This is a genomic window from Microbacterium sp. CBA3102 (genome assembly GCF_007954505.1).
GTDB lineage: Bacteria > Actinomycetota > Actinomycetes > Actinomycetales > Microbacteriaceae > Microbacterium > Microbacterium aurugineum.
Map to the genome: position 1 here is coordinate 954,088 of NZ_CP042412.1, position 24,472 is coordinate 978,559.

At 66.4% G+C, this 24,472-nt stretch carries 23 protein-coding genes and 1 pseudogene; 9 read left to right on the forward strand and 15 right to left on the reverse strand.

Going from position 1 to position 24,472, the window contains the following annotated elements; all coding sequences use genetic code 11:
* Positions 1–72 precede the first annotated feature (72 nt).
* The 4 genes from FGL91_RS04640 to FGL91_RS04655 form a co-directional block, all read right to left on the reverse strand.
* Complete coding sequence (locus FGL91_RS04640) at positions 73–567, reverse strand: hypothetical protein (RefSeq protein WP_153243206.1); 495 nt, start codon at positions 565–567, stop codon at positions 73–75.
* Positions 568–645: 78 nt separating this feature from the next.
* Positions 646–975, reverse strand: coding sequence for a hypothetical protein (locus tag FGL91_RS04645; protein WP_131491668.1), 330 nt, complete (start codon positions 973–975; stop codon positions 646–648).
* Positions 976–986: 11 nt separating this feature from the next.
* A complete protein-coding gene (locus FGL91_RS04650; RefSeq protein WP_153243207.1) occupies positions 987–1,775 on the reverse strand; it encodes a DUF2599 domain-containing protein in 789 nt (262 codons plus the stop codon).
* Positions 1,776–2,068: 293 nt separating this feature from the next.
* A complete protein-coding gene (locus FGL91_RS04655; RefSeq protein WP_153243208.1) occupies positions 2,069–2,683 on the reverse strand; it encodes a TetR/AcrR family transcriptional regulator in 615 nt (204 codons plus the stop codon).
* Positions 2,684–2,757: 74 nt separating this feature from the next.
* Here FGL91_RS04655 and FGL91_RS04660 point away from each other — a divergent pair, with 74 nt between their 5' ends.
* Positions 2,758–3,975, forward strand: a complete 1,218-nt coding sequence (locus tag FGL91_RS04660; RefSeq protein WP_153243209.1) for an FAD-dependent oxidoreductase — start codon at positions 2,758–2,760, stop codon at positions 3,973–3,975.
* An 83-nt stretch (positions 3,976–4,058) separates the two neighbouring features.
* On the opposite strand, the pseudogene FGL91_RS19370 reads toward FGL91_RS04660, so the two are convergent.
* The 5 genes and pseudogenes from FGL91_RS19370 to FGL91_RS04685 form a co-directional block, all read right to left on the reverse strand.
* A pseudogene (locus FGL91_RS19370) lies at positions 4,059–4,730 on the reverse strand (transposase); the annotation flags it as partial.
* Positions 4,731–4,774: 44 nt separating this feature from the next.
* Entirely contained in the window at positions 4,775–5,002 is a 228-nt protein-coding gene (locus FGL91_RS04675) for a hypothetical protein (RefSeq protein ID WP_131491664.1), read from the reverse strand.
* Positions 5,003–5,050: 48 nt separating this feature from the next.
* Positions 5,051–5,221 (reverse strand): hypothetical protein, encoded by a 171-nt coding sequence (locus FGL91_RS18865; RefSeq protein ID WP_194239312.1) that lies wholly within the window; start codon positions 5,219–5,221, stop codon positions 5,051–5,053.
* 72 nt (positions 5,222–5,293) lie between these two features.
* The gene (locus FGL91_RS04680) at positions 5,294–6,349 is read right to left on the reverse strand and encodes an LLM class flavin-dependent oxidoreductase (protein WP_047522313.1); all 1,056 of its coding nucleotides are present in this window, start codon (positions 6,347–6,349) and stop codon (positions 5,294–5,296) included.
* 28 nt (positions 6,350–6,377) lie between these two features.
* Positions 6,378–7,889, reverse strand: a complete 1,512-nt coding sequence (locus tag FGL91_RS04685) for a methyltransferase (protein WP_153243211.1) — start codon at positions 7,887–7,889, stop codon at positions 6,378–6,380.
* Between the two features lie 95 nt (positions 7,890–7,984).
* Here FGL91_RS04685 and FGL91_RS04690 point away from each other — a divergent pair, with 95 nt between their 5' ends.
* The 4 genes from FGL91_RS04690 (at position 7,985) to trxA (ending at position 13,183) form a co-directional block, all read left to right on the forward strand.
* Complete coding sequence (locus tag FGL91_RS04690) at positions 7,985–10,117, forward strand: DUF6049 family protein (protein WP_131491661.1); 2,133 nt, start codon at positions 7,985–7,987, stop codon at positions 10,115–10,117.
* Positions 10,110–11,723: a murein biosynthesis integral membrane protein MurJ gene (murJ, locus tag FGL91_RS04695; protein ID WP_153243212.1), complete on the forward strand. Its 1,614-nt coding sequence runs from the start codon at positions 10,110–10,112 to the stop codon at positions 11,721–11,723. Before FGL91_RS04690 ends, murJ begins: the two co-directional genes overlap by 8 nt.
* Before the next feature lie 91 nt (positions 11,724–11,814).
* Complete coding sequence (gene trxB, locus FGL91_RS04700) at positions 11,815–12,795, forward strand: thioredoxin-disulfide reductase (RefSeq protein ID WP_153243213.1); 981 nt, start codon at positions 11,815–11,817, stop codon at positions 12,793–12,795.
* A gap of 64 nt (positions 12,796–12,859) precedes the next feature.
* A complete protein-coding gene (gene trxA, locus FGL91_RS04705) occupies positions 12,860–13,183 on the forward strand; it encodes a thioredoxin (RefSeq protein ID WP_047522319.1) in 324 nt (107 codons plus the stop codon).
* Positions 13,184–13,256: 73 nt separating this feature from the next.
* Here trxA and FGL91_RS04710 read toward each other — a convergent pair whose 3' ends face one another.
* Positions 13,257–14,123, reverse strand: coding sequence for a MurR/RpiR family transcriptional regulator (locus tag FGL91_RS04710; RefSeq protein ID WP_153243214.1), 867 nt, complete (start codon positions 14,121–14,123; stop codon positions 13,257–13,259).
* Positions 14,124–14,353: 230 nt separating this feature from the next.
* On the opposite strand from FGL91_RS04710, the gene FGL91_RS04715 reads away from it, so the two are divergent.
* Genes FGL91_RS04715 through FGL91_RS04730 form a run of 4 tightly spaced genes read left to right on the forward strand, consistent with a single transcriptional unit; the run spans position 14,354 to position 18,599 of the window.
* Complete coding sequence (locus FGL91_RS04715) at positions 14,354–15,640, forward strand: ABC transporter substrate-binding protein (RefSeq protein ID WP_153243215.1); 1,287 nt, start codon at positions 14,354–14,356, stop codon at positions 15,638–15,640.
* Between the two features lie 58 nt (positions 15,641–15,698).
* Positions 15,699–16,658: a carbohydrate ABC transporter permease gene (locus FGL91_RS04720; RefSeq protein ID WP_047522325.1), complete on the forward strand. Its 960-nt coding sequence runs from the start codon at positions 15,699–15,701 to the stop codon at positions 16,656–16,658.
* Positions 16,658–17,575 (forward strand): carbohydrate ABC transporter permease, encoded by a 918-nt coding sequence (locus tag FGL91_RS04725; RefSeq protein ID WP_153243216.1) that lies wholly within the window; start codon positions 16,658–16,660, stop codon positions 17,573–17,575. The genes FGL91_RS04720 and FGL91_RS04725 overlap by 1 nt, the downstream gene beginning before the upstream one ends.
* A gap of 7 nt (positions 17,576–17,582) precedes the next feature.
* A complete protein-coding gene (locus tag FGL91_RS04730; RefSeq protein WP_153243217.1) occupies positions 17,583–18,599 on the forward strand; it encodes a serine hydrolase domain-containing protein in 1,017 nt (338 codons plus the stop codon).
* Here FGL91_RS04730 and FGL91_RS04735 read toward each other — a convergent pair.
* The 5 genes from FGL91_RS04735 to FGL91_RS04755 all read right to left on the reverse strand — a co-directional run bounded on the left by FGL91_RS04735 (position 18,587) and on the right by FGL91_RS04755 (position 23,640).
* On the reverse strand, positions 18,587–19,774 hold the full coding sequence (locus tag FGL91_RS04735; RefSeq protein WP_131491657.1) for an exo-beta-N-acetylmuramidase NamZ domain-containing protein: 1,188 nt from the start codon (positions 19,772–19,774) through the stop codon (positions 18,587–18,589). The two genes, FGL91_RS04730 and FGL91_RS04735, sit on opposite strands and share 13 nt — an antisense overlap.
* Before the next feature lie 112 nt (positions 19,775–19,886).
* The gene (locus FGL91_RS04740; protein WP_131491656.1) at positions 19,887–20,222 is read right to left on the reverse strand and encodes a tryptophan synthase subunit alpha; all 336 of its coding nucleotides are present in this window, start codon (positions 20,220–20,222) and stop codon (positions 19,887–19,889) included.
* A 9-nt stretch (positions 20,223–20,231) separates the two neighbouring features.
* Positions 20,232–21,680 (reverse strand): sugar porter family MFS transporter, encoded by a 1,449-nt coding sequence (locus FGL91_RS04745; RefSeq protein WP_153243218.1) that lies wholly within the window; start codon positions 21,678–21,680, stop codon positions 20,232–20,234.
* 62 nt (positions 21,681–21,742) lie between these two features.
* Positions 21,743–22,714 (reverse strand): ParB/RepB/Spo0J family partition protein, encoded by a 972-nt coding sequence (locus tag FGL91_RS04750; RefSeq protein ID WP_131491655.1) that lies wholly within the window; start codon positions 22,712–22,714, stop codon positions 21,743–21,745.
* On the reverse strand, positions 22,714–23,640 hold the full coding sequence (locus FGL91_RS04755; RefSeq protein WP_153243219.1) for a ParA family protein: 927 nt from the start codon (positions 23,638–23,640) through the stop codon (positions 22,714–22,716). The genes FGL91_RS04750 and FGL91_RS04755 overlap by 1 nt, the downstream gene beginning before the upstream one ends.
* Positions 23,641–24,472 lie beyond the last annotated feature (832 nt).

Here is a 24,472-nt window from a genome sequence, read left to right on the forward strand (position 1 = left end):
GAGGTCCCAGAGCGAAGATCGGCCCCACGCCGGAAGCTCCACTGTGGGGCCGATCTTCGAACGCGACAGGTACTAGACGCGGGTCTTGCTCAGGTCGACCCGCTTGCCGGTGACCTGCATCCCGATCTGGATGAGCGCCTTCGTTCCGTTGCGCTCAGGCATGCAGAACTTGGTAGTCGAGTTCCACGGGATCCAGCACAGCTTGGCGTAGTAGTCGCCTGTATAGAAGTTGCGCACAGTGTCCCATGTCCCGTTGGTAACGCCCAAGGTGAATTGGTAGTGCACGTTCCCGGGCGGGTTGTCGTGCCAGCACGGCTTGCCGGATGCGCACCCGGTAGACCAGGAACGTGCGGAGGGTCCAGAAGGGGTCAGTGCCTCGAGCGTCGCTTCGAGCTCTGCCTCGGTTATGACCTCGACGTCTGTGACGTCGCCCGAGTACGGGTCGACGGTGACGATCTTGGGGGAGCCGGAGCGTAGCGCTTCGATCTCATCCTGCGTCAGTTGGTCCAGATCCCCGACCACCGTTGACGTGAGGGAGTCGGGTGCGGGGGATATCTCCGCGGCCACGGCGGGTGCCCCTGTCAACATGAGGCACGTCACGAAGCAGAAGCGCGCTGATCACTCCGAGCATGCCGGTCCGCGCGCTCACAGGGCACCCACCGCGAAGCTGGCACCGAACACAACAGCGGTGGCTACGAGCGCCCCCGTGATCACCAGGACGGCCTTCCCAGCCTTGGGACGTGTCCTCACGCCCCAGATGATCAGCGCAGCGAGCACGAGCACCCCTGCGATCGCGGTGAGGGCCGTGGACGTGTTGTAGGTGGCCGTCTCCTGCACCGTGGCAGGCCAGGGGATATCACCGTCCACGGTGCCGCCGAGGTAGCCGGCGGCAATGCCGACGATCGCTGCCAGCGCGGCGATTGCCCAAACAGTGCGGTTTCGCTTCGACGTCGGGAGGTTGCGTGGTTCATTCATCGTGAGCTCCATCACGGATTGCACTTCGTGATCGGGTTTCCCTGTACGGACCAGAGGACGTCCTTTCGCCAGGATTCCATGTTGTAGGTGGCGCCGCCTCCGAGCCAGCCGTACGCAACGTGGCAATAGAACTGGTTGATGATCGTGGATGTGACCTTCGACTTGTTGGTTCCCAGATCTGCCTTGAGATCAGCGAGATGCGACTCAAGCGTCGCGATGCCACGGTAGAACTCGCCCCAAGAGGTGGGCACCGCGTTGATCACGTACTTCGAACCGCCCTGGCTGGTCACCCACGCTGCCGCCACAAGGTCATGGCCAGCCCACGGGTCCGCGACGACGGGGTAAGCGTCCACCGGGACACTGGTCAGGTCGACATGCTGGATGAGCGTGTCACCATCGAGCTCGAACGAGGTGGGAACATCCGATCCGTTCACATCGCGCGCCCACGGTCGCGCGATGCCCGCGATGAACTCGCCCTCGGGGTTCATAATCAGGACCGATCCGTCGTCCTCCAGCGTCGCGGCCGCGGCGTCCGGCAGCTCAAGGGGCATCCGGAACGCCGTGTCAGCGACCGGCTCGTTGATGACGATCGCGACAAGCGCGCTGCCGTCTTCCATGAGAATCGGTTCAGAAAGCACAGAGTCCGTCGACGCGGTCACGCCGAGGGACACGGTGCCTTCAGGGGTCGAAACGTGAGCACTCTCGCTGTCAACGCGTGCTGTCGCGTTGTCGCTTACGGTGACCTCGGAATCCATAACTACGGCCGATGCGATCTCATTCGGCGCCTGCGCCTGGAACACCGCTACAACCTCACTCACGTCATCATCAGCGTCGGCCGCCGTTCTCGACCAGGCATGTTCACCGTAGAGGTCCCGCGAGCCACCTGTCTGTCCCCCAAATGGCCGTCGCTCGCGTGAGCCCGTGTGCGTGGTAGGTGAAATTGGGCGGATGATCTCCGCGATCCGGCGCTCGGCGAGGAGATCTGTGTCAACGGGTCTTCCTCGGGGGCTACCCCGTGAAGAACCGGCTCTGCGTGTTCCTCGTCGGTCCGGACGCCGACCTTGCGACGATCCCGTGGCGGGTGGCGGTGGTGTCACGCCGCGGAGGAGGGACGCCCCAGCAGGCCGCGCAGGAGCATCCCCGGAACCGCGGCCTGATCCCGAGCGCGTCGCGACGCCTCCTCAGCGGTCGCGTCGAGAGCCCACTCGTCCAAGCCGCGGAGCATGCCGAACGTCGCCGCGGCGAGCGCCGCCACGGGCACGTCATCGCGCACGGCTCCGGTGCGCGCACCCACCTGCAGCACCTCGGCGACCCACGCGTGCACGGCATCGAGCAGAGTGGTCCTCGCGTCGATGCCTCCCGCTGCGGGCAGGTAGAAGATGCGCCCGAGCAGACCGAGAGCGGGATCGACCGCGGCCAGTCGACCGAGATCTGTGAGCACTCCGTCGAGGCGCGGCCAGAAGTCATCACCGGCGAACTGCGCGGGTTCCGGGGCGACCCAGTGCGCGCGCACGTCGGCGATCAGGGTCTCGACCACCGCGTCCAACAGCTCCGCCTTGGAACCGACCGCGTGATAGAAGGAGCTCTTGCTGATGCCGGCCGCCTGGATGATGCGGTTCAGCGACGCGCGCTCATATCCGACCGAGGCGAACTCCGCCACCGTCGCCTCGATGAGTCGGTCGCGGTGATTCCCCGTGAGCGCTGCCATGCGTCCACCCTACTGGACCAGTCGGTCCAGTAGGCGTAGTGTGGGCATTGGACCAGGTGGTCCAGAGGAGGAACATGCTCACCGACACACCACTCGACTCCCAGATCGCCGCACAACACGACGATCGCCTGAGAGTGCTCATCGTCGGTGCCGGCATCGCCGGCATCACTCTCACGCAACTGCTGCGTCGCGACGGACTGCACCCGGTTCTCGTCGATCGGATGCCCGAGATGGACCACCCGGGCTACATGCTCGCGCTCATGCCGACCGTCGACCAAGCTCTGGTCGATCTCGGCGTGCACGAGGACTACCTCGCCGCGGGCACACCCATGCAGCGCTATGCGTTCCGATCCCACCGCGGCAAGATGCTGCGCTCCGAGTCGATGAGCGATCTGCTGCGCGTCTACGGCGACTACAACGGCATCTCGCGTGGCGCTCTGATCGAGGTGCTCACCGAGAGCGGGTGCCCGGTGACGTTCGGCACCACCGTGCAACAGGTGACCGATCGCGCCGCGCTGTTCGTCGACCGTGACGGGACGCCCGCCGGCGAAGGTCGGTTCGATCTGATCGTCGGTGCCGACGGCATGAACTCACGCATGCGCTCCGTGCTGGGTTCGGCCGCACCGCAGGTCATCGAGACGGGGTGGTCGGGCTGGGTGGGGTGGGCGGATGATCTCAGCGATCCGACGCTCGGCGAGGAGATCTGGGGCAATGGGTTCTTCCTCGGGGCCTACCCCGTGAAGAACCGGCTGGGTGTGTTCCTCGGCGGTCCGGACGCCGACCTTGCGGACGGTCCCGTCGCGTTCGCCGCATCCGTCCGCGAGCGGGTCGATTCCCTCGGCCCTCGCCTGGAGGCATCGCTGCGCGCGATCGAGACCGCACCGGATCCGTACCTGTGGCGACTCGACGACGCCCGTGCTCCGCGATGGGTGCTACCCGCCGGCGTTCTGCTCGGGGACGCCGCCGCGGGCTTCCTGCCGACCGCAGGGATCGGGGCGGGAATGGCGATCGAGTCGGCCTGGATGCTGGGCCGCATGCTCGCGCACGCCGACCGGCAAACACTGCCGGTACTGCTTGAGGCATGGGAGCGGGTCGAGCGCCCTCGCGTCGAGGCAGCGCAGTCGAACTCACGGATGCTCGCGCGGCTCATGTTCCGCCGCGGGCGTGTGCTCGCGTGGCTGCGTGAGACCACGCTCCGGCGCCTGAGCGTGCGAGCCGTGCTGGGCCCGATCGTCAAGCTCGTCGCCGGACGCCCCGACCCCGATGCCGTCGCCCGCCAGGCACTGGCATGAAGTGTGACTCGCCGCTGGCCAGCTCCGCGAAACCGTATGTAGTCGACCACGGGTGGGGGAACGATCACGGCACTAGGACGGGCGGTCCAGGCGATGACACTGCTAAGGACGGCTGCTACGCGGTAGACGGTGGCCAGTTCGTCGTAGCGGATAGCGATGCCGCGCCATTGCTTGAGGGCGGCAAAGCGGCGTTCGACGACGTTTCTGGCCCGGTAGTCGTCACGGTTGCAATCGACAGGTCGTCCGCCTTTGGGCCCCGTCGGAGGCGACGGCCGATCTGGTCGGATGGTTGCGGAATGACGGCTTGGATGCCGCGGTCGCGCAGGTGCTGACGGATGGCTCGTGACGAGTACGCCTTGTCGCCGCGGACTCGATCGGGCCGGGTTCGAGGAATCCGCGGATCGAGCCGACTGATCACGCTTCGGCCGCTCCCGCGGCGGCCTCTCGACCGAGCTGCACCAGCTCGTCGATAGTCACGGTCTGTGTTGATGAGCGCGAGCGATGGTGGAGTCGACCAACACGGCCCAGTCGATGATCCCAGGTTCCGTCGGCCGCCATCCGCCGATGCCACTTCCAAACCGTCTGCCGCGGGCCGAACACCTCCGGCAGATCGCGCCATGCGATCCCTGTCCGATAGCGATAGGCGATTACCTCGACCATTGTCCGCGCGTCCGAGAACGGGCGACCCCTGGACCTGATAAGAACCCGCCAATCAGATCCCACCGGGCATCCGACAGCGATAGAAATCGCGACACAACTCCAGCATCGCCGGATCGGCCCGTCCCTTCGGCGACGCGCCCTAGTCAGGCTCGCCCGCTGGATTCGAGTCCTGACGGAAGACAACTCGCGCGAGGAGCGCGGCTCCGCCAAGTACGCAGAGCCACGCGACTCCCCAGGCAACGAAGCCAACCAAGGGGTTCGGATCGATCCAGGCTTGGACCGCGCTGGTCCCCTTCAGAAGCATCCAGGCCAGGAAGATTCCGATTAGAACGATGCCGCTGACCGTGAGTCCGAGCTTCTTCCCCATGCCTCGAGGTTAGCGCTGCAGTCACCGCCGACTTTGGGAGACACGACACTAGCCCTCGGGGAGCCGTAGCGCCTTCTCGGTGAAGTACCTCACCTCGCCCTCGGCGGTCTCGACCCCGAACACCCACTTGCCGGCGGGAGTTGCCCGGACGTCGATGACGGTGCCCCGTTCGCGGCCGACGATCACATCGGTTCCCGCTGAGAAAATGGATTCGCTCATGGATGAGAGCTTGCCCCCGCAAGCTCTCATCCGCATCCCTCGCACGACGGACATCCGCCGCGAAGCCGACTGTCAGACCGGGTCGCCCTGCACCGGCCCGTCGGTGTTCGGCCTCCAGCCGAGCGCCGGTGCAACGTGTGTCGCGAAAGCTTCCAGCACATGCAGGTTGTACTCCGGGCCGAGCTGGTTGGGGATCGTGAGCAGCAGGGTGTCGGCGGCCATCACGGCCTCGTCCTGCTTCAGCTGGGCGATCAGCACGTCCGGCTCGGCGGCATACGTCTTCCCGAAGGTCGAGCGGAATCCGTCGATCACACCGATCTGGTCGGCGTTCTCCTCGCTGCGCAGCCCGAAGTAGGCCCGATCCATGTCGGACACGAGCGGGAACACGCTGCGGCTCACGGAGACCCGCGGTCGCCCGGTGTGACCGGCTTCCTTGTAGGCCGAACGGAACAGCTCGATCTGTTCGCGCTGCAGTTCGTGGAAGGGTTGGCCCGTCGCTTCAGTCACGAGGGTCGAACTCATCATGTTGAGCCCCTTGCGACCCGTCTCCACGGCGGTCGGACGAGAGCCCGATCCCCACCAGATGTGGTCACGGAGCGTCGGCGACTGCGGTTCGATCTGCAGATACCGACCCGCTCCCACCATCCTCGGGTCACCGGGGGCGAGACCCTCGCCGTCGATCGCCCGCAGGAAGAGGTCGAACTTCTCCCGCGCCAGCACGCTGCCGCGCTCCGTGTCCTCCTCGTCGACGTAGCCGAACGTCTCGTAGCCGCGAAGCGCGGTCTCGGGTGAACCTCGGCTCACTCCGAGCGCGATCCGTCCATCGGCGATCAGGTCGAGCGCTGCCGCTTCCTCGGCGAACTGGAACGGGTTCTCGTAGCGCATGTCGATCACACCGGTGCCGACCTCGATGCGCTTCGTGCGCGCCGCCATCGCGGAGAGCAGCGGCATGGGGGACGCGGCCTGGCGCGCCCAGTGGTGCACGCGCACCGAGGCACCGTTCACTCCGATCTCGTCGGCGCCTTCGGCGATCTCGATCGTCTGCTTGAGCATGTCGCCCGCTGTGCGGGTCGCCGATCCGGGGACATCGGCGTAGTGACCGAAAGAGAGGAATCCGAAAGCCTTCATGATCTATTCCAACGCATGTATTCGGGGTCTATTCCCCCGGCAGCAGGATGCCGTCGAGGATCAGGGCACGGATGCGGGGTTCGAGGTCCGCCCACAGCTCGGCCAAAGGCACGTCGAACAGGTCCGCCAGCGCCGCCACGATCTGTCCCACGGTGAGTTCACCGTCACAGGCCCCGACGAATCCGGCGAGCGCGGGGTCGACCGCGATGGTGCGACTGAATCCCCCGCCCTGACGCAGCTCGATCACGCTCGGGTCGTCGTTGCCGGGCAGCAGGTGCCGCGCCTCGGTGACGTCGGCGGCGACCATCAGAGTCGCCGGCATCCCCTGGGTGAGCACATCGTGGGCGGCGAGCCCCGTCGCCAGTGCCGCACCGACGTTCGAGACATGCTGGCCGATCTTCTCGGTCCGTCGCAGCGGGTCGCCCGATGACCCCCGGCGCATCAGGACGTAGCCGAAGCCGATGGAGGTCACACCGCGGGCGGCGAAGTCATCGAGCCACGCGGTGAGCAGCGGGGTGAACCCGGGATCGCGCGGGGTCGTGCCACCGTCACGGATCCACAGCTCGGCGTACCCGAGGGGCGAGAGCTTTTCGCGTTCGATCACCCACAGGTCGAGCTCGGCCGGTACCCATGCCTCCAGGCGGGCGAGGCCCCCGACTCCCGCCTTGGACTCCCAGTTCCCCAGCAGCTGGACGATGCCGTTCTCCGTGAGGAATGTCGGGGCCGTGCGCACGAACTGCTCGACCAGCGCGTCTCCGACCAGTCCGCCGTCGCGGTATTCGTACGCGGGAACACCGTCGACGCGCGGGGTGATCACGAACGGCGGATTCGAGACGATCAGGTCGAACGCCTCCCCCGCGACCGGCTCGAACATGCTCCCCTGGCGGAACTCGATGTTGGCGACTCCGTTGAGGTGCGCGTTGAGCTCGGCGAAGGCGAGGGCGCGCGCGGAGATGTCGGTCGCGATGACCCTGCCCGCCCGACGCGCGACCAGGAGCGCCTGGATACCGCACCCGGTCCCGAGGTCGAGCGCGCGATCCACCTCGATCGCGACGATGGTCTCGGCGAGGGTGCGGGACGCGCCGCCGACACCGAGGACGTGATCGTCGGGCAGCGCTCCGTCGAGCGCCACCTCGTCGAGGTCGCTCGCGATCCACCACTCCCCCACACCATCCGCATCGACGAACGACTGCGGTCGCAGCAGTGCCGTGGGCGTCACGGTGTCGGCATCGACGGTCGCGAGGCGGAGGGCGACGAGCCCATCCACCCCGAGGTGCGGGAGCGCGGCGGCCACAGGCTCCCGCGGCTGGGTCATCCCGAGCACGAAGAGGCGTCCGAGAGTGGCGAGCGCACCGGTGTCGTCGGCGATCGCGCGCAGGATCGGCTCCCGCATCCCTCGCGCCAGGGCATCGTCCGCCTCTTCTCCCCAGAGTCGCCGAAGCGGCTCGGAACGGAGGTCCGCAGCATCGAGATCCGCTGCGAGAGCGGCGCTGTGGAGCGGGTCGGGAACGGGTGCGAGGGTGTCGGACACGGCCGTCACTCTACGCGTCTTCAGGCTTCTCCTTCATATGGCCTCCTAGAATCAGGAGGTCAGTACTCACGGGCAGCTCTCTCCGGCGCTCGAGGAAGACCTCCATGACCGCGATCACCCCCGAAACCGGCCTCCGTGCGCGCCTGCATCGGCTCGCAGGCAGGGCCGCGGTTTTCGCGATCGCAGCGGGCACCTGTGCCCTGGGTGCGCCGGGCGCCGCTTTCGCCGCGGACCAGGCCCCGAAGGACGACGATCAGACCGTCGAGCTGCACGTCTCCGCCGGCATGCGCGGACTCATCGCTCCGGGGTCGTCGACCTCGGCGACGCTCACTCTCGACAACGGCACGGACACGAGGCTCAGCGGTGGACAGGTCGAGGTCGAGCTCAACCGCACGCCCCTGCCCGACGATGCGGCGGTGACGAGCTGGCTCGACGACGGTGAGGCTCCCGGCGAGTTCGCTGCGATCGGGGCCGACGACACCGAGCCGATCGATGCGGGCGCCTCCGCGACGACCACGATCTTCGTGCCCGAAGACACCCTCGGCGACCTCGCCCCCGGCGTGTACCCGCTGCGCGCGGAGCTCACCGGAGCGAAGACCGGCGACGACGCGGCGGCCGAAGCGGACACGACCGCGACGACCGTCCTGATCGTGGCGGACTCGCAGACTACGCAGATCGGCGTCATCGTTCCCCTCACGGCGACGCCGGAAGGCGGTGCGCTGCTGACCGCCGAAGAGCTCGCAGAGCTCACCGCCGCCGACGGCGCACTGACCGCCCAGCTCGACGGGATCGCGGGGACGACGGCCGTGATCGCGATCGACCCATCGATCCTCACGGCGATCCGGGTGCTCGGCACGGCCGCTCCTGACAGCGCACGGGAGTGGCTCACGCGGCTCGACGGGCTTCCGAACGCACGGTTCGCCGTGCAGTTCGGGGATGCGGATGCCACGGCGCAGGCACAGGCGGGGTTGCCCGAGCTGCTCCAGCCGACGACGTTCGCCCCCTTCTTGAACGCCGCGGACTTCCCGCAGACGCCGGAGACGGTCGCCCCCACGGACAGCACGGGCGCAACACCCGGCCCGACTCCCCGTCCCACGGACTCCACCGCGCTCCCGACGGATGAGGAGCTCACCGCGGTCGAGGGTGCGCTGCCGCGAATCCTCTGGCCGCACGATGCGCTGACCGAGACCGACCTGGCCGCGTTCACCGGGTACCTCGGAGAGGGGACGACCACGATCGTTCCCTCGTCGGCGGTCGGTGGACAGAGCGCTGCCCACGCGACCGCGTCGGGCCATGATCTCCTCGTCACCGATGCCACCACCTCCGAGGTGCTGTCAGAAGTGGCCGCCGAGGGTGACAGTGTCGACCGCCAGCGTCTGCTCGCCGAAGCGACGGCGCGGCTCCAGTTCGCTCAAGCCCGTTCCGCCGGCGCTCCCCTGCTCATCGGCTTGGACCGCGATGAGAATCGCCGCGCGGACGCTCTCCGCGACGCGATCTCCGCGGCGGACTCGATCGGATTCGAGTTCTCCGCGCTCCGGGCGACGACACCCGTCGCGGCGACTCTGACCGCAGAACCCGACACCGCTCGCTCGGCCGCCGTGACGACGCTCCTGGCCGACGAGGGCAAGCTCACCGCCTTCTCGTCCATCCTCGAGGACCCGCAGGTGCTGCTGAGTCCCGAGCGCATCAGGATCCTCCGCACACTCGCCGTCGGGACCTCGGCGAACGCGTTCACGGAGGACCTCGCCGATCATCAGGCACAGACACGGGCGACGCTGAACGCCGTGAACATCCCGCCGTCCAGCACCATCCAGCTGCTCGCGGCCAACGCCGACCTCCCGATCGCGGTCCGTAACGACCTGCCGTGGCCGGTGACCGTGCAGCTCTTCGTCTCGCCCACTGACCCCCGTCTCGACGTCAAACCCATGACCGAGACGGTCGTGCAGCCCAACTCGTCGACGCGGGTGAAGGTTCCGGTGTCGGCACGGGTGGGCAGCGGCGAGGTCGATCTGCGCCTCAGTCTCTACAGCCCCACGGGTGTGCAGATCCAAGGGGATCAGACCGTCCGGGTCGCGGTCCGTGCCGAGTGGGAGACGATCGGCCTCGTGATCTTCGGAGGTCTCGCGGTCCTCCTGATCGCCCTCGGCGTGATCCGCACCATCCGCCGCAAGCGCCGTGAGACAGCGGAGGAAGACGAGGAAGCCGTGGCCACGGAGCCCGAGGAGAAGCGTGACTAGTCTCGGACGCGCGAGCGCCATCATCGGAGCCGGCACCATGGTCTCCCGCGTCACGGGGCTGCTGCGCAGCATCGTGCTGGTCGGCGTGATCGGCTCGGTCAACTCCGAAGCGGCTGACGCCTTCGCGGTCGCCAATCAGCTTCCCAACAGTGTCTTCTCACTGATCTCCGTGGGGATCCTCACCGCCGTGATCGTGCCGCAGATCGTCAAGGCTTCGGCTGACGCCGACGGCGGAAACGCGTACATCTCGAAGCTGTTCACCCTCGGGACGGTCGTCCTCGTGGTGATCGCGGGTGCGGCGACCGTCGCCTCACCCTGGCTCGTCTGGCTCTCTGCGGACGGAGATCCCGCACAGCTGGCCCTGGCGACCGCGTTCGCCTACTGGTGCATGCCCCAGATCCTCTTCTACGGTCTCTACGCTTTGCTCGGTGAGGCGCTGAACGCCCGCCGCATCTTCGGGCCGTTCACGTGGGCACCCGTGGTCAACAACGTGATCTCCATCATCGGATTCCTCCTGATCGCCGCTTTCTTCGGGGGGCCGCTGACGGACGTTCCTGACTGGACGCCGGAGATGATCGCCGCCCTGGGCGGGACGGCGACACTGGGGATCGTGGTTCAGGCCGGAGTCCTTCTCCTGTTCTGGCGGCGGACGGGACTCTCCTTGAAGCCCGACTTCCGCTGGCGCGGTGTAGGTCTCGGCGCCACCGGCCGCCTCGCGGGTTGGACTCTCCTCATGGCAATCGCGAGCCTCACCGCGGGAACCATCCAGGGACGCATCGCCTTCGCCGCTGCCGGCGACGGGGCGTCGGTGGCCACGATGCAGTATGCCTGGCTCATCTTCATGCTGCCGTACTCCATCATCGTGCTCTCGATCGGTACGCCGTATTTCACACAGATCAGCGAGCACGCCGCAGCGGGTCGAGATGATGAAGTCCGCGCGGACATCACGCGCAGCATCCGGACGCTCTTCCTCTTCATCGCTGTCGCCATGGCCGCGCTCATCGCGGCCATCATTCCCGCTTCTCGCGTCTTCACCGAGAACGCCGCCGATGCCGAAGCCGCCGCGCTCGTCCTCCTCTGCTATCTGGTGAGTCTGCTTCCGCTCACCGTCCTCTTCATCGTGCAACGGACCTTCTACGCATACGGCGACACACGCACGCCGTTCTGGTTCACCCTGTTTCAGAGCGTTCTCATCGTCATCACGGCTCTCGTCGCCCAAGGGCTCTACGTCGCCGACATCATCCCGGTCACGGCGTTGGCGGCCGCCATCGCGCTCGGTCAGTCGCTTGCGAGCACGATCCAGACAATCGTCGCCAGCTGGCTCCTGCACCGGAAGATCGGTGGACTGCGAATCGGAACCTGGGTGGCAGCCATCCTGCGGTTCGCGGTCGCGGCCATCCCCGCCGGGTTCGCGGGCTGGGGGGTGTTCCTCCTTCTCGGCGGCCCGAGCGGCTGGACCACGGACAACAAGATCTTCGGAGCCGTCGGCACCGCGATCATCGGCCTCGCCGTGGTCGTGGTCTACGTCGCCATCCTCGCCGCCATGCGGGCCCCGGAGCTCAAGGCGGCCGGTGGCCTGGTGCGCAGGTTCCTCCCCGGACGCTGAGCCACCCGCACTGGCGGGGGAATGCCTCGCGGTTACCATGGGTTGAAGCACTCGAAGGTCATTCGACTGCAGTTTCTAAGACGGAGAGCACATGCGTCAGGTCATCATCATCGGCTCCGGCCCCGCCGGATTCACGGCTGCCATCTACGCGGCCCGAGCGAACCTCAAGCCGCTGCTCATCGCGAGCTCGGTCGAAGTCGGCGGCGAGCTGATGAACACCACCGAGGTCGAGAACTATCCCGGGTTCCCCGAAGGCATCCAGGGCCCGGAACTGATGGCGAAGTTCCAGGAGCAGGCGGAGAAGTTCGGCACCGAGGTCGTCTACGACGACGTCACCGAGCTGCAGCTCGACGGACCCGTCAAGAAGGTCGTCCTCGGCAGCGGTGTCGAGCACGAGGCTCAGTCCGTGATCTATGCGACGGGCTCGGCGTACCGCAAGCTCGGCATCGAGGGCGAAGAGCGCCTGTCCGGTTACGGCGTCTCCTGGTGCGCCACGTGCGACGGGTTCTTCTTCCGCGAGAAGACGATCGCGGTCGTCGGCGGCGGCGACTCGGCGATGGAGGAGGCGACCTTCCTCACGCGTTTCGCGGAGAAGGTCTACGTCATCCACCGCAAGGACACGCTGCGTGCCTCGAAGATCATGCAGGAGCGCGCGTTCGCGAACGAGAAGATCGAGTTCGTGTGGAACAGCGAGGTCGCCGAAGTCCTCGGTGGCGACTCCGTCAGCGGCGTGCAGCTGCGCTCGACGGTCGACGGCACCCTGCGCGACCTGCCGATCGATGGTCTGTTCATCGCGATCGGTAACGACCCGCGCACCCACCTCGTGCACGACAAGCTCGAGTTGACGCCCGAGGGCACGATCTGGGTCGACGGCCGCTCGTCGAAGACCTCCGTGCCCGGTGTGTTCGCCGCGGGTGACGTCATCGACCCCACGTACCGTCAGGCCATCACCGCTGCCGGCACGGGCACGGTCGCCGCCCTCGACGCGGAGCACTTCCTCGCGGACCTCGAGGACGCGTCCGTCGAGGTCCCGGCTGCGGAGGCCGCCGAGATCCTCACCGCCTCGGCATAGTCCGGGAACACTTTCCCCTCGTCGGCTGTTGTAGCAGACGAACCTCGAATCAAGGAGATCTCTGATGAGTGCAAAGGCTACGAGCCAGGCGACCTGGGAGCAGGACGTTCTGCAGGCCGACGGTCCCGTGCTGGTGGACTTCTGGGCCGAGTGGTGTGGACCGTGTCGTATGGTCGCGCCGGTCCTGGACGCGATCCAGGCGGACAACCCCGACAAGATCACCATCCTCAAGCTCAACGTCGACGAGAACCCCCAGCTGGCCATGAAGTACCAGATCACGTCGATCCCGGCGATGAAGGTCTTCCAGGGCGGAGAGGTCAAGACGACCATCATCGGCGCCAAGCCGAAGCCCGCGCTCGAGAAGGACCTCGCCGCGTTCATCGGCTGACGTTCTGAGCCGAAAGGGCCGCACCTCCCGGGGAGGTGCGGCCCTTTCTCGTTTTCTGCGCGCTCAGGCCGTGTCAGTCGATGCGGTGCTCGGTCACGGCATCGAAGGTGAGCCGCAGGTTGTCAGCGATGCGGTCGTACTCGGCCTGCACGATCCGCGTGAACAAGAAGTCGAGCACCGTGAGCTGGGCGATGCGACTCGCCATCGCGCCGGAGCGGAACGTCGATTCCGAGACCGCTGTCAGCAACACCAGCGCGGAGGCCTGGGCGAGGGGCGAGCGGGGGTTGTTCGTGATGGCGATCGTGAGCGCACCGGCACGCGCCGCCGTCTCCACAGACTGCACGATCTCGAGCGTGCGCCCCGAGTGGGAGATGGCGATCGCGACGTCGCGATCGTCCAGGAGAGCCGCGCCCGTGAGCGCCAGGTGGAGATCGGTGCGCGCTTGCGCCCAGAATCCCCCTCGATGCAGCTTCTGTTCGAGATCCATCGCGGCGAGCCCGCTGGAGGCCGCGCCGTAGATGTCGATCCGCCGTGCCTCGCGGATCGCGGAGACGCAGCGCTCCAGTTCCTCGACGTCGATCTGTCGGGCCGTCTGCTCGATCGCCGCAGCCTCGGAGAACGCGACTTTGCGCACCGTCGTCGTCGCATCATCGTCGCGGTCGACATCCGCTCCCGAGACGCGAAAGCGCTCGCGATCCGAAGCGCTGCGGGTCAGTTCCCCGGCGAGCGCGAGCCGCAACTCCGGGTAGCCGACGAATCCGATGCGCTGCGCGAATCGCGCGATGCTCGCCGGAGACGTGCCGCACGCGACGGCGAGCTGGGTGATGGAGGCATCGACGACCGACTGAGGGTGGGCAAGGACGTGATCGCTGATGCGGGCCTCCGTCGCTGTCAGGCCCGATCGTCGCTGGTGGATGGCTGTCACGACGCTGTTCGGCATCCCCTCATGATGTCAGGACTGTTTCGTGTTGAAAACATTTTTTCGACGATGCTTGCGCTTGTGAAAATTATTGTCCAGAGTGGCTAGTGCGCGTCGGGCTTGTGCACGATCCGCCGAACGACAGAGGTGTCCACCGCGCCCCCGCCACACGGGCACATCCGGGTCTCCTCTGTTCCCAGCAGGGGGAGTCGCCATCGCGAGCGGCTCTCACACCATTCGAGAGGAACCTCATGCGACACAAATCGACGCGCTATGCGCTCACCGCCGCCGTTCTCGCCTCGGGCCTCGCCGTGGCCGGCTGTGCTCCGGCATCCTCCGGCGCGGACGGCGGGGGCGAAGATGTCACGCTCAAGATCTGGTCCTGGCAGGCATCGTCCTCTCCCAAGTGGGAGGCCGTGTTCGACGTCTACGAGAAGTCGCACCCTGGAGTGACGGTGGAGTTCGAAGGCTTCCAGCCCACCGAGTACAACCAGATCCTGGCCACCGGTCTCGAAGGCCGCGACGGTCCCGACATCGCCATGCTCCGCGCCTACGGCGGTGTGCAGCCCGCGATCCAGTCCGAGCAGATCGTGCCCATCGACGACATCGTCGACGGGCTGGATCAGTTCGATCCGACGGTCCTGCGCGCCGCCCAGGGCAAGGACGACGGAAAGACCTACGGCGTCCCCTTCGCGTACCAGACGATGCAGATGTTCTACAACAAGACACTGTTCGACGAGAAGGGTCTCGAGGAGCCGACCGACTGGGACGAGTTCATCGACCTTCAGGAGACGCTCCTCGACGAGGGCATCACCCCTATGGCTCTCGGAGCCCGGGAGGACTGGGTGCTGCCGATGTTCCACGACATCGTCGGCTCTGCCCGCTACGGCGGAGCGGACTTCGAGGAGAAGGTGCTCAGCGGAGAGGCCGACTTCACCGACCCCGCCTACGTGTCTTCGCTGCAGATCGTCAAGGACATGCAGAAGTACCTCGACAAGAATGTCAACGCGATCGCGGTCGCCGATGCAGTGCTGCAGTTCACCTCGGGTCAGGCGGCGCAGTGGCCCGGTGGTTCCTTCGACCTGCCGACCTTCCAGAACTCGGCGCCCGACACCGAGTGGGGCGTCTACGAAGTCCCGCCGGCACCGGACAGCGCGCTCGATCACGCCGTGACGCCCGGCTACGCGGACGGAAGCTTCGGGATCAACGCCTCCAGCGACAACCAGGAGGCGGCGACGGAGTTGCTCAACTGGATGACCACCGAGGAGTTCGGTCAGCTCGTCGCCGACGAGGTCGACCAGTTCTCGGCGCTTCCGGGGGTCACCTACTCCGACCCGCTCATGCAGGAGATGAACGAGCAGTACACGGCCAACCCGGCCCCGTACCTGCTCCTCGTCGACTTCCGCTACGGCGACCCCACCGGAACGGCGGTGCTCGGACCGGACATCCAGGCGATGTTCCTCGGAGAGAAGACGCCCGAGCAGCTCGGTAATGACCTGCAGTCCGGCGTCTCCACCTGGTTCACGCCCGCTTCCTGATCCCCACGTGGTGGGGGTGCCACTCCGGCACCCCCACCACAGAGCGAAGGACACTCCCATGGCTCTGACCCTCTCCCTCCGGCGCCGGAAGACTACGCGCCGCCCCCGCACGGGCATCGCACTGACCACTCCCACCGCGGCGCTGTTCGTACTCCCTGCCGCCGTGTTGTTCGCGGTGCTGATCCTGTATCCGATGCTCGCCGCCCTCAGCTACTCCTTCTTCGACTGGCAGGGAACCCGGCAGGGCGGCTTCGCGGGAGTCGGCAACTACATCACGCTCCTCACGACGGAGCCCTACGCTTCTGAGCTGTGGAACGCGTTCGGCCACAATCTGCTGCTGTTCGGCGGTGCCCTCGTGTTCCAGAACTCCCTTGGCCTCGGCATCGCGACGCTGCTGCACCGGCGCAAACGCACCAAGCGGTTCTTCCAGACGATCTTCGCTCTGCCCTACCTGGTCAGCCCCATGGTCATCGGCTACCTGTGGTCGCTCATGCTGTCGCCACTGTTCGGGCCGGTGAACGCCATCCTCCGGGGCGTGGGACTCGAAAGCCTCGCCCTGCCGTGGCTCGGTGATCCCCAGCTGGCGATCTGGGTCATCGTGCTCGTGAGCGCCTGGCAGTGGATCGGTTTCCCGATCCTGCTCTACGGTGCAGCGCTGGGCGGCATTCCGGAGGAGATCGAAGAGGCGGCGTCTCTCGACGGCGCCACCGCCGGCAAGCGCTTCCGCTACATCACCTTGCCGATGCTGACTCCGACGATCGGCATCATCACCGTGCTCACCTTCATCGGGAGCATGGAAGCGATGGCGATCCCGTTCGCCCTGGCCGGATCGAATGGCGCGCCGGCGGGATCCACCGATGTGATGATGCTGCTCTTCTACCGCACGGCCTTCGAGTCGGGGAATCCGAACTCGATCGGCGTCTCCTCCGCGCTCGCCACCGTCCTGTTCATCTTCATCATGGTCATCTCGGTCGTGATCACCTCGACCATGCGTCGCGCCGAACGAAAGCTGTTCTGATGAGCACTGTCCTCGATACCCGCCCCGAGCCCACCACCGAGGCGATCGTCTCCGGCCGTCCCACAGTTCCACGCCGTCGGTCGCAACGCACCTCCGACACCCCTTTCATCGGGAGACTGTTCGCGAACGTCTTCCTGTGGGGCTATGCGCTGATCGCCATCGGTCCGCTGCTGCTGATGGTCAACAACTCGCTGCGCACACAGCAGCAGATCGCGACCGAGCCGCTCGGACTCCCGGTTCCTCCGACGTTCACGAGTTTCCAGAGCGCGTGGATCACGGCGTCCTTCGACACCTACTTCGTCAACTCGATCACCGTCACCGTGGGCTCTGTCATCGTGACCACCGTCGTCTCCGTGCTCGCGGCCTACGCGTTCGCGCGAGCCCGCGCGAAGTTCTTCCGAGGCATCGAGGCGGTGTTCCTGTCGGGTCTGATGCTTCCGGTACACCTCGCGATCCTGCCGCTGTTCTACCTCCTCGATTCACTCAGGATGACCAGCAACGTCTTCAGCCTGATCCTGGTCTACGGAGCTCTCGGCATCCCGTTCACGACGTTCGTCCTCACGGTGTTCTTCCGCGCGCTGCCGATCGAGCTCGAGGAAGCAGCTCGTATCGACGGTGCGGGTCCGTTCCGGACCTTTGTGCAGATTCTGCTTCCGCTCGTCCGGCCCGCTCTCGCCACGGTCATCGTGTTCCGCTTCGTGCCGGTGTGGAACGACTTCTTCTACCCGCTGATCCTTCTGCGCGACCGCGACTCGTACACACTGCCCGTGGGGCTCACACGATTCTTCGGCGAGTACTCGACGGACTGGCCGCAGCTCTTCGCCGGCCTGACGATCGCGACGATCCCGCTGGTGGTGCTGTTCTTGCTGGCCACGAAGCAGATCATCAGCGGTCTCACTTCGGGCATGAGCAAGTGATCCCTCGATGGTGAACGGTGCCCCGGGTTCCGCCTGGGCCGCACTGCGGAGCATGGCGGGCGTCGATACGCTCGAGCTGCTCGGCACGCTGTCCGCCGACGATCCGACGCCCGTCAGCGAGGAGAGCCTGTTCGACCTCGCCTCGGTCACCAAGGTGTTCACCGCTGTCGCCGCATTGCGTCTGGTCGATGCCGGGCTCATCGCGCTCGACGAGCCGTGCGCCGCTGTGCTGTCGATCGGTTCCGGTCCGGGCTCCGGAGCGATCACGCTCCGACAGCTGCTCCTGCACACCTCCGGACTACCTGCGGAAGGCGGGATGTGGCGCTCGGGACTGCGTGGCGCAGCGCTCCAGCGTGCGGTCGTGGCAGCAGATCTCGTGAGCGGACCTGGTACCGAACACCGATACTCGGACGTGGGATTCATCGCCGTCGGCACGCTTCTCGAACGTGTATCGGGCCGCCCGCTCGCACAGCTCATCGCCGAAGTCGCGGCGCTGCTCGGCGCCGACACTCTCACGTGGAGTCCGGATCCTCGCCATAGTGTCGCCACCGAGATCCAGCCGCACCGTGGTCTCGTCCGCGCCGAGGTGCACGATGAGCTCGCTTCAGCGCTTGGTCGGCCCGCGGGGCACGCCGGGCTGTTCGGCACCGTGCACGATGTCGCCGCGCTGGCGCGCATGATCCGTGACGACGGCGGCGGCCCGCGCCGACGTGTGCTCTCCGCCGCGTCCGCCCGGATGCTCACGGTTCCCGCGGTCCGGGCCGACGGGTTCGAGCAGGCGCTGGGATTGCGTGTGCGCCAGCGGTCGTGGATGGGTGACGGCGAAGCGGTCGGTCATACCGGATTCACTGGGACGGCATTCGCCGTGAATCCGCACACGGGGGACTTCGGCGTGCTGCTCCTCAACCGTGTGCATCCCACGCGGGAGGACGCGGACGTCACCGGCGTACGGAGGGAGTTCTTCGCCTTCCTGTCCCCCGACAAGGCTTCGGATCCTCTGGATGGCGACCCTCAGCGCGGATAGAGCAGCACGTCGTCACCGTAGAACTCGTCGACGCGTTGGGGCGCGCTGTGGAGACGGTCGAACGCGCGCTCCCCGTTGATCGCCTCGCGAAGCGAGGACGAGCCCCAGAGTCGGTCTAGCGCATAGCCGACGTCTCCGGGGTCCAGTCGTTCGCCGGCATTCAGGCTGCGCACGTGTTCTGGAGCGGCGGCCCGGGCGCACTGGAGAATCGCGAGTGCAGTCCCCACAGGGTCATAGGTGCGGTAGTCGGAGATGTGCAGCTGAATGCCGCGCGCGGTTTCACCTGCGTGCTTGTGGAACACGGGCTGGAACGCGATCTCCCGGATCTGCACGCCGGGGAGGTCCCGTTCTCGAAGCGCTGCTGCGAACTCGGCGGGGAGGAAGGGCGCCCCGATCGTCTCGAAGGGGCGCGTCGTTCCGCGTCCTTCGCTCAGGGTCGTCCCCTCCACCAGTCCCGTGCCGGCGAAGGCATAGACGGAATCGAGCGTGGGGATGTTCGGCGACGGCGGTACCCAGGCCAAACCCGTCTCCGTCCAGTCGGCGGCGGGGTTCCAGTTCTCCAGAGTGATCACGCGCAGGTCGATGCTCAACCCCTCCTCCGCGAGGTCTCGGACCGCGAACAGACGTGCGAGCTCGCCTGCTGTCAGGCCGTGTCGCTGGTGGATGTCGCTGCGTCCGACGAAACTCGTGAACCGGGATTCGCTCACACCGGGGCCGCTGAGCACCGCACCGCCGAGGGGATTGGGGCGGTCGAGGACGGTGAAGGGGAGCCCGAGGCGCGCCGCACTGCGCATGGCGTCGTACATGGTCCAGATGTAGGTGTAGAAGCGCACCCCGATGTCCTGCATGTCGAAGACGAGCGCATCGACGCCGGACTCGAGGATCATCTCGTCGAGACGGTCTCCCTCGGCCAGATAGGTGTCGCTGAAGGGAAGCCCTGAGCGTGCGTCTCGCTCGATGGATGTGCTCTCCCCCGCTTGGACGGAGCCGTCCAAGCCGTGTTCAGGACCGAACAGATGCTGGAGGGGGACACCAGCACTCTGGAGGGCGTCTATGTTGCGGGAGAGGTCAGGCATCGTTCCCGTGAAGTTCGTGAGGAGGCCGATGCGCGACCCGGCGAGGAGTTGCGGCTCGCTGCTCGCACGCTCGGCTCCGATACGCGTGCGTTGTGCCATGAGGAACTCCCCCGTGTCGACGAGCGGTTATCTTTTTACCAGTCTGGCACAGGCGATGAATATTATGTGCAGAATCCGAAAAGGCAAGGCCCGCCCGTGACCACCCGCGCGCTCAGGAAGCGTCGGCGACGGTGGGGTCCCAGCGACGGTGGCGCTGGGTCTCGTCCAGCAGGCCCCACACGGCAGAGGTCAGCTCGGGGTACTCCAGGGCGATCTGTCGCAGCACCCGATAGTGCCGGGCGGCATTGGGTCGCACGCCGTCGTTCGCGTTGATGTTGTCGGCCCGGAGGAGGTACACGACGAGCTCGTCGATGCTCGGCAGGTCTTCCATGAACTCCCAGGGGTCTTCGCCCCCGAGAAGACGCTCCTGGATGAGAACCGCGAGTTCGTCAGCCGCCTCGGCGCGCAGCACTTCCAGGCTGGCACGGCGCTGTACGGACTCGGACATGCGTCAAGCCTACGTCTCCCGTACGACCTTCCGGCGCCGTACGGCCAGTTCATCGCTCATCTCCTCGAGCTCCTTGCCCTTCGTCTCCGGCACCTTGAAGAACACGAAGAAGAACGAGAGGAGAGCGAAGAACGCATAGAACCCGTAGGCGAACGTGAGTCCGATCTCCGCAAACGCGGGGAACGTCGTCGAGATGAAGAAGTTGGCCACCCACTGGGCCGCGGCGGCGACGGCGAGAGCTCCCGCGCGGATCGAATTGGGGAAGATCTCGCCGAGGAGGACCCACACCAACGGACCCCAGCTCGCCCCGAAGAAGACCACGAAACCGTTCGCGCAGATCAAGGCGATGGTCGCCCAGGGGTCAGGGAGGGTCGCCGTCCCCTGCGCATCGAGTGTCCCGAACGAGAACGCGAGCGCCATGAGTCCCAGCGTCACGGTCATACCGACCGAGCCGACGAGCAGCATGATGCGCCGGCCGACCCTGTCGACGAGGAGGATGGCGACGATGGTCACCACGATGTTCGTGACCGACGTGATCACCGACGTGAGCAATGCGCTGGATTCGTCGAAGCCGACCGACTGCCACAGGGTTGTCGAGTAGTAGAAGATCACGTTGATGCCCACGAACTGCTGGAACACCGAGAGCAGGATCCCCACCCAGACGATCGGCTTGAGGCCGAGACGGCTTCCGCGCAGGTCGCGCAGCGACTCCGAGCGTTCGGTGTCGATCGTGCCGGTGATCTCCGTGATCTTCGCATCGACGTCGATCGTCCCCGTGACGGTCTCCAGCACCTCTGCGGCACGCTTCAACTCGCCCTTGCGCACCAGGTAGCGCGGTGATTCCGGCAGACGCAGCGACATGATGCCGTAGACCAGCGCGGGGATGGCCTCGACGATGAACATCCAGCGCCACGCGGTGAGTCCCCACAGCGGCTGATCCGCGGCCCCGGCGAGGCCCGCGAGCAGAGCATCGGAGAGCAGCGCGGCGAAGATACCGGTCACGATCGCGAGTTGCTGCAGTGACCCCAGACGACCACGAATCGCGGCCGGCGATACCTCGGCGATGTAGGCCGGGGCGATGACGGATGCCGCACCCACCCCGATTCCGCCGATCACACGCCAGACGATCAGGTCGACGACACTGAACGCGAGCCCGGAACCGATCGCGGAGACGAAGAACAGCGTCGCAGCGCCCACCATCACCGGGATGCGTCCGTACTTGTTGGACACCGGTCCGGCGAACCATGCACCGACCGCACAGCCGATCAACGCCGACGACACCGCGAAGCCCTTGAGAGCCGTTCCGAGATCGAATCCCGAGACGTCACCCGCGAGCGCGTCGACGGCGCCGTTGATCACCGCGGTATCGAAACCGAACAGGAATCCGCCCAACGCCGCGGCGATACTGACCGCGATCACACGGCGTTGGACGCTTGCGGAACCCTCTGCTGCGGACATGACATTCCCCCCTCGTCGTCGAGATGACGCGAGTCTAAGGGACCGAAACGGCCCCGGGGATGTCATCGCGCCGAGCCGTAGCCGCTTTCGCCGAGCTCCTCGAGGATCCGATTGAGGTCCTGGATGGAAGCGAAATCAATCGTGACCTGGCCTTTACGAGCGCCGAGGGCGATCTTGACCCGTGTGTTCAGTCGGTCGCCGAGTTTGCCGGCCACCTCGTCGAGATACGCGCGGCGCGCCCCCGGGGTCGCCTTCGCCGACTTGCCGGCGGCCGGCTGCGCCTTCGCCGCCTCCTCCGTCGCGCGCACCGAAAGGTCTTCGTTCACGACCTTGTCGGCGAGGCGCTGCATCGACTCCGGAGTCTCGAGGCTGAGGATCGCGCGGGCATGTCCAGCCGTGAGCACTCCGGCTGCGACCCTCTGCTGCACGGGGACGGGCAGCTTGAGCAGACGGATGGTGTTGCTGATCTGCGGACGCGAGCGACCGATCCGTGTGGCGAGCTCTTCCTGGGTGATGCCGAAGTCATCGAGCAGTTGCTGGTATGCCGACGCTTCTTCCAGCGGATTCAGCTCGGAGCGGTGCAGGTTCTCCAGGAGGGCGTCGCGCAAAAGGTCTTCATCGGCGGTGTCGCGGACGATCGCGGGGATGACGTCGAGACCGGCCTCACGTGCGGCACGGGTACGCCGCTCCCCCATGATGAGCTCGTAGTCGCCTGTCGCGTTCTTGCGGACGACCACGGGCTGCAGCACACCGAACTCGCGGACGCTGTGCACGAGTTCCGCCAGGTCATCGGCATCGAAATGCGTACGCGGCTGTCGGGGGTTCGCGACGATCGAGTTCGGATCCACCTGGATCAGGTGGATTCCGGGCACCTCTTCGAGCTCAGGAGTCTCGGAATCCGGACCGATCGTCGCCTCCGTCTCCGCCGGTCGCAGACTGGATCCGGGGAAGAAGACGTCGACGGGACGCTCCGCCTGATCTGCGGTGGGGATCAGCGCCCCGATTCCCCGACCCAGCCCTGTGCGCTTCGCCATCATTTCTCCTTGCTCTGCGTCGCGATGCGCGACGCGATCTCGACGGCAGCCTCGCGGTAGGCGATCGCGCCGGCGGACTGCCCATCGTAGGCGATCACCGTCTGGCCGAAACTCGGGGCCTCCGATACTCGGACGGACCGAGGGATCACCGTCTCCAGCACCTGATCCGGGAAGTGTGTGCGCACTTCTTCCGCGACCTGCTGCGCGAGGCGCGTCCGTCCGTCGAACATGGTCAGCAGGATCGTCGAGAGGTGAAGAGCCGGGTTCAGGTGCTTCTGGATCATCTGGATGCTCCCGAGGAGCTGGCTCAGACCCTCCAGCGCGTAGTACTCGCATTGGATCGGGATGAAGACCTCGGATGCGGCCGTGAACGCATTGATGGTGAGCAGTCCGAGCGAAGGAGGGCAGTCGATGATGACGAAATCCATCGCGTTCTCGAGGAGGTAGTCCTCCAGTGCTCGACGAAGGCGGTGCTCCCTCGCCACCTGGGCGACCAACTCGATCTCCGCGCCCGCCAAGTGGATGGTGCTGGGTGCGCAGAAGAGGTTGGGGTCTTCCGGGCTCGGCTGCACGATCTCCGCGAGAGGGAACTCGTCGATCAGGACGTCATAGACACTGGGGGTGTCCGCGCTATGGGGAACCCCCAGGGCAGTGGAGGCGTTTCCCTGCGGGTCGAGGTCGATGACCAGCACCTTCGCCCCCAGGCCAGCAAGCGCCGAGGCGATGTTGACAGCCGACGTGGTCTTGCCGACGCCGCCCTTCTGGTTGGAGACGGTCAGGACTCGGGTGTCCCCCGTGAACTCCACCTTCGCTGCCTCAAGCGCGCGCCTCCGGGCAGAGAGGTCGGCGAGTTCCCGCGCGAGCGGTGTGTCCATCCCGAACGATTCGTTCGCCGATGTCTTCTCGGACTGTTTCACGTGAAACATCCACTCCTTTCGGGGCCGCGTTCCACTCTAATCGCACGGGGCGACGTTCGACGACGACGAGGCTCTCCCGCCCTCGTCACGGCTCTTCGGAGAAGGTCCCGACGGTCGTTTCACGTGAAACATCGCGCGTCGACATATCGATAGGAGTGGCCCTCCCCCAGGGCAATCTCCTCGATGATCCGATGTTTCACCCGCTTTCCGCGCACTGACCGTCACCCGCCCCGTTCGCGTCCCACGTCGGATCGAACTCCGTCTTCTCGCCCCCTCTCGCCCGAGCGCGCCGGCAGCGTCAGGACTCGGACAGTCGCATCAGTGGATGTTTCACGTGAAGCGTTGTTCTGAACCGGGGATAGAGGGCCACCGACGGGCGAGCACCCCGACGCCTGCGAGGAATGAGAGGTCAGCGTGCACGCGACCACGAGCGCACCGATGCGCCCCAGGGATGGCACACGACGAACACAGATGCCCCGGACGGCCTTCCCGAGCTGCACGGAAGCGCAGTCCCAACGATGGAGCGGGCGGGATACGCCTACATGCGACCAGCGGCAGAGGAAACGCACTCAGCTCGTCAGGCACAGTTTCACGTGAAACATCCTCCCGCCCAGCCGTGGATACCGCACATGGAGACCACGGAAGCCCACAAGAAGGCGAGAGGGGGTCGTCATGCAGCACAAGCCTCTCAGTGCATGGCAGAGTGAATCTCCCAACGAACCACGAAGATCGGATCAGGCGTCCCCGACCACAGGGAGGGAAGTATCGAAACGGTGCGTGCCGCCACGATCTCCTACTGTGCGGCGATACCGAGAATGTGGGGCCGCTCTGCCGGGCGCCG

Excerpts from the sequence above, each read along its gene's own strand:
- trxA (WP_047522319.1), top strand. The coding sequence starts at position 12,860 with ATGAGTGCAAAGGCTACGAGCCAGGCGACCTGGGAGCAGGACGTTCTG.
- FGL91_RS04680 (WP_047522313.1), bottom strand. The coding sequence starts at position 6,349 with ATGAAGGCTTTCGGATTCCTCTCTTTCGGTCACTACGCCGATGTCCCC.
- FGL91_RS04660 (WP_153243209.1), top strand. The coding sequence starts at position 2,758 with ATGCTCACCGACACACCACTCGACTCCCAGATCGCCGCACAACACGAC.
- FGL91_RS18865 (WP_194239312.1), bottom strand. The coding sequence starts at position 5,221 with ATGAGCGAATCCATTTTCTCAGCGGGAACCGATGTGATCGTCGGCCGC.
- FGL91_RS04745 (WP_153243218.1), bottom strand. The coding sequence starts at position 21,680 with ATGTCCGCAGCAGAGGGTTCCGCAAGCGTCCAACGCCGTGTGATCGCG.
- FGL91_RS04735 (WP_131491657.1), bottom strand. The coding sequence starts at position 19,774 with ATGGCACAACGCACGCGTATCGGAGCCGAGCGTGCGAGCAGCGAGCCG.
- FGL91_RS04645 (WP_131491668.1), bottom strand. The coding sequence starts at position 975 with ATGAATGAACCACGCAACCTCCCGACGTCGAAGCGAAACCGCACTGTT.
- FGL91_RS04725 (WP_153243216.1), top strand. The coding sequence starts at position 16,658 with ATGAGCACTGTCCTCGATACCCGCCCCGAGCCCACCACCGAGGCGATC.
- FGL91_RS04655 (WP_153243208.1), bottom strand. The coding sequence starts at position 2,683 with ATGGCAGCGCTCACGGGGAATCACCGCGACCGACTCATCGAGGCGACG.
- FGL91_RS04710 (WP_153243214.1), bottom strand. The coding sequence starts at position 14,123 with ATGCCGAACAGCGTCGTGACAGCCATCCACCAGCGACGATCGGGCCTG.
- FGL91_RS04755 (WP_153243219.1), bottom strand. The coding sequence starts at position 23,640 with ATGTTTCACGTGAAACAGTCCGAGAAGACATCGGCGAACGAATCGTTC.
- FGL91_RS04675 (WP_131491664.1), bottom strand. The coding sequence starts at position 5,002 with ATGGGGAAGAAGCTCGGACTCACGGTCAGCGGCATCGTTCTAATCGGA.
- FGL91_RS04740 (WP_131491656.1), bottom strand. The coding sequence starts at position 20,222 with ATGTCCGAGTCCGTACAGCGCCGTGCCAGCCTGGAAGTGCTGCGCGCC.
- FGL91_RS04730 (WP_153243217.1), top strand. The coding sequence starts at position 17,583 with ATGGTGAACGGTGCCCCGGGTTCCGCCTGGGCCGCACTGCGGAGCATG.
- trxB (WP_153243213.1), top strand. The coding sequence starts at position 11,815 with ATGCGTCAGGTCATCATCATCGGCTCCGGCCCCGCCGGATTCACGGCT.
- FGL91_RS04750 (WP_131491655.1), bottom strand. The coding sequence starts at position 22,714 with ATGGCGAAGCGCACAGGGCTGGGTCGGGGAATCGGGGCGCTGATCCCC.
- FGL91_RS04715 (WP_153243215.1), top strand. The coding sequence starts at position 14,354 with ATGCGACACAAATCGACGCGCTATGCGCTCACCGCCGCCGTTCTCGCC.
- FGL91_RS04720 (WP_047522325.1), top strand. The coding sequence starts at position 15,699 with ATGGCTCTGACCCTCTCCCTCCGGCGCCGGAAGACTACGCGCCGCCCC.
- FGL91_RS04690 (WP_131491661.1), top strand. The coding sequence starts at position 7,985 with ATGACCGCGATCACCCCCGAAACCGGCCTCCGTGCGCGCCTGCATCGG.